Raw genomic sequence first — 3,574 nt, forward strand, 5'->3', positions numbered from 1 at the left:
CGCATAATTTTAGCGAAATTTTCAAAGTCAAAAACTCATCTAAAATAAGGAAAAATACAAAAAAACAAATGCAAAAAATTATCAAAAAAAGTAAAATCCAAAAAAGCAAAAAAAAGCAAAAAAAAGAAGCAAAAAAGTCAAAAATGGTGGAGGTGCAGAGGCTCGAACTCTGGACCCACTGATTAAGAGTCAGTTGCTCTACCAACTGAGCTACACCTCCAAAATCTAGCACAAAAAAGCGCAAAAAAAAACAAGACAAATAAAAAAAGCGTGATAAAAAACCACACGCAAAATCCAAAAAACAGGCGAGCGATATTGTAGCAAAAATTTTATAAACTACGCATAAAGCAGTGTTGATTTAGATATAAATAATACGAAAAATTGTATAATCGCTTTTTGCAAAATCTGCTAGCACAAACACTAAAAATCCAAAAGCGCGATAAATCGCCATAAACCCTACAAACTAAGCTAACACAGCTAAAAAGCACAAAATAATACGCAACATAACGCAAAGGAGAATCTAAATGCTACTTTTTACACCCGGTCCCACCCCTATCCCAGAATCTATCCGCCAAGCTATGGCTACTCCCACGCTCCATCACCGCACCAAAGAATTTGAAGCCATTTTTGCCAAAGCAAAATCCGCGCTAAAAATAATGCTAGAAATGCCTGAAGTCCTGCTTCTTGCTAGCAGTGGCACGGGGGCTATGGAAGCGTGTTTGCTAAGTCTTACTACTTCAAAGATTTTGAGTATAAATTGTGGCAAATTTGGCGAGAGGTGGGGCAAAATCGCTAAAGCGCATAATGTGGATTATAAAGAAATAAAGCACGAATGGGACACGCCAGCAAGCCCAGAAGAGGTATTAGAAGCGATAAAGGCAGATTCTAGTATTGATTGCCTTGCGTTGCAAGTGTGCGAATCAGCGGGGGGATTGCGCTTAAGTGTAGAATCTATCGCAAAATCTATCAAAAACTACAACCCAAATATAATGATAATCGCCGATGGTATCACCGCTATGGGCGTAGAAAAAATCGACACTACGCATATAGACGCGCTCATTGGCGGAAGTCAAAAGGCGTTTATGCTGCCCCCTGCGATGAGTATCATAGGGCTATCAAACGCAGCGATAAAGCGCATAGAAGAGCGCAATATCGGGCTTTATTTTAACCTCGCCATAGAGCTAAAAAATCAGCGCAAAAATACCACTGCTTGGACTGCGCCTACGACTATCACGCAAGGGCTTGTGAAATATTTTGAAATCATCGAATCTATGGGGGCAACGATTTTAGGCAAAGAGATTTTGGGACAAAACAAATCTAGCGAATGGGATACAAACGCCCTGCAAGCAGGCATAGAATCTATCTATGCGCATACAAAAAAGCTTAGCCTATCTACTCGCTCTGCGATAAAAGCACTAGAACTAGCCCTTTATCCAAAATCCCCTGCACTTGCTATGAGCGCGGTTTTGGAGAGAAAAAACGCTGTGCAAATCCGCGCAGAGCTAAAAAAACTAGGAGTAAATGTCGCTGCTGGGCAAGATAGCATAAAAGAGCAGATTTTTCGCATAAACCACATGGGGCTTATTGAAATTTATGAGGCTTCTTGGGTAGTAAATGCGCTAGAAATGGCGTTAGATAGGCTTGGGCTACGCAAATTTGATGGCGCGGGAAATGCTGCGTTTTTAAGCGAATTTTACGCAAAATAGATTTTGTGGATTTTAGCAGTGATTAGGGATTTTATCTAAGGATTTTAGCAAGGTGGAATCTAAAAAAACAATATATTATCCATACAATGATTTTTTGTGCGATATGAAAATCTTAAGCGGGATTATAGAGGCAGATTTTGGTGTGCCTAAAGCACTTGTATGTATCGCACGAGGCGGAATGTGTATGAGCCATTTTCTCTCTCTCAAATGGAATCTACGCGCAGAATCAATCTACACCATAAACGCCACTTCCTACACGGATAGAAAATCTAGCACTTCTCTCACACTCGGGCAAATCCCCCACATAAAAGAAAATCGCGTGCTAATCATCGATGAGATAGTCGATAGCGGACGCAGTCTAAGCGCGGTGATGCAATCTTTGCGCAAGGCATATCCGCACAATGCAAAAGAGTTTAAAAGTGCTGTGATTTTCCAAAAACCAAATGCAAGCGTGAGGGCTGATTTTTTCGTGCGCGAAAATGTGGATTGGATAGATTTTTTTTGGGAAGTGGATATGCTTGGCGATTAAAAATTCGCAAAAAAAAAAGCAAAAACGACAAGTTGCAAAATCTAACACAAACAACCTATCTAGCGCGATAAAATCTACCTAAAATATCTCATATTCCCAATATATCGCATTTTTTTTGGTTGGCGGTGCAAATCTTTGAGGAAATGCCACCACACCAAAATCTTAGGGAATTTAAGCGTTGCAAGCATTGCTTGTATCCCTAATGTATCTTTTGAAAGCGGGATTTTAAAGACTTTCATCGCATAGCCTAAAATCACGCTACTAAAAAACCCCTCATATCGCACCCTAAATTCTGAATCTTGCCTACTTTGTGCCTCATAAAATCCCCAAATGATAAAGCCTAGCCGCACAAAGCAATACGCCCTAAAATACTCTCGCAAAGATTTATAATCGCTAAAATCCCCCCGCAACGGCTCTAAAAAACTAGGGATTTGTGCGGGGAAAGCAGCTTGCTTTTGGACATTGATGATAGAAGTGGCGCGCTTGCGATACACATACAACCCCTCATTTGCATAAGCGACTTTGTGGGCGAGGCAAAATAGCAATGTCCCAAAGTCGTGGTCTTCGTGGTAGATTCCCTCTGTGTAGCGCAAGGCATAGCGGTTTAAAATCTCCGCTCTAAACAGCCCTTGCCACGCAAAAAAGAAATCATAATATCGATTGCGCGTTAGTAGCTCTAATCCCGTGTCATACTCGTTTTGTTTGAGTTTGGAGAGATACGCGCCTTTTGTGGATTGCTTGGTGGTATCATCATATTCTAGCCAATTATGCACGGCAATGTCTAAATCCCCATTAAGCAGTCTTGCCACGCATTTTTGTATGCAATCCTTTGTGATAATATCATCGCTATCTACGAAGTGAATAAGCGCGTCTTTTGGCAACTCTTGGGTGATAAAGTCATTGATACGCTCCAAATCGCTTTTGATGAAATGTGGCGTGATTTGGCTGAAATGCGCGTCTAACTCTTGCGCTGTAATTGTTTTGTAGGTTTTGGTAAATGTGTGGGTTTGAGCGAGGGATTTTATTTCCCTATTTATTGCGGATTTGCTTTCCTCTACTTCCCCCTCACTTGCATAAGATTTTTGTTCGCAATCTATTAAGCCACCTCCCTTGCGGAGGGGGTTTGGGGGTGGGTTTAGCTCTGTGGAATTTAATGTGGATTCTACCCTCCCCTTAAGCCCTCCATCCGCAAGGGAGGGGGGATTTTGTATTTCAAAAAACCCTCGCAACGCAGAGCCTTTAATGAATTCAAGTCCAAAATTTCGCGCCGAGCTTAGCCCTCCATTTGGCTTTGAAATGACAAAAATGCGCTTATCTCGCCTAGCAAAATCTAGCGCAA

3 protein-coding genes and 1 tRNA gene are annotated in these 3,574 nt (G+C 41.4%); 2 read left to right on the forward strand and 2 right to left on the reverse strand.

Translation table 11 applies throughout. From position 1 onward, the window contains the following. Window positions 1-144 precede the first annotated feature (144 nt). Window positions 145-220: transfer RNA gene (locus ACWIX0_RS13045), tRNA-Lys, on the reverse strand. A 304-nt stretch (window positions 221-524) separates the two neighbouring features. Between ACWIX0_RS13045 and ACWIX0_RS13050 the strand changes: the two genes are divergently transcribed. Together ACWIX0_RS13050 and ACWIX0_RS13055 are read left to right on the forward strand one after the other, a co-directional pair. Continuing rightward, complete coding sequence (locus tag ACWIX0_RS13050; RefSeq protein ID WP_454174419.1) at window positions 525-1,706, forward strand: pyridoxal-phosphate-dependent aminotransferase family protein; 1,182 nt, start codon at window positions 525-527, stop codon at window positions 1,704-1,706. A gap of 70 nt (window positions 1,707-1,776) precedes the next feature. Next, entirely contained in the window at window positions 1,777-2,235 is a 459-nt protein-coding gene (locus ACWIX0_RS13055; protein ID WP_454174421.1) for a phosphoribosyltransferase, read from the forward strand. A gap of 74 nt (window positions 2,236-2,309) precedes the next feature. Here the strand turns inward: ACWIX0_RS13055 and ACWIX0_RS13060 are convergent. Continuing rightward, window positions 2,310-3,574, reverse strand: a 1,265-nt coding sequence (locus tag ACWIX0_RS13060; RefSeq protein WP_454174420.1) for a hypothetical protein, incomplete at its 5' end; no start/stop codon positions are given.

The sequence above is a fragment of the Helicobacter sp. T3_23-1059 genome, from assembly GCF_053654515.1.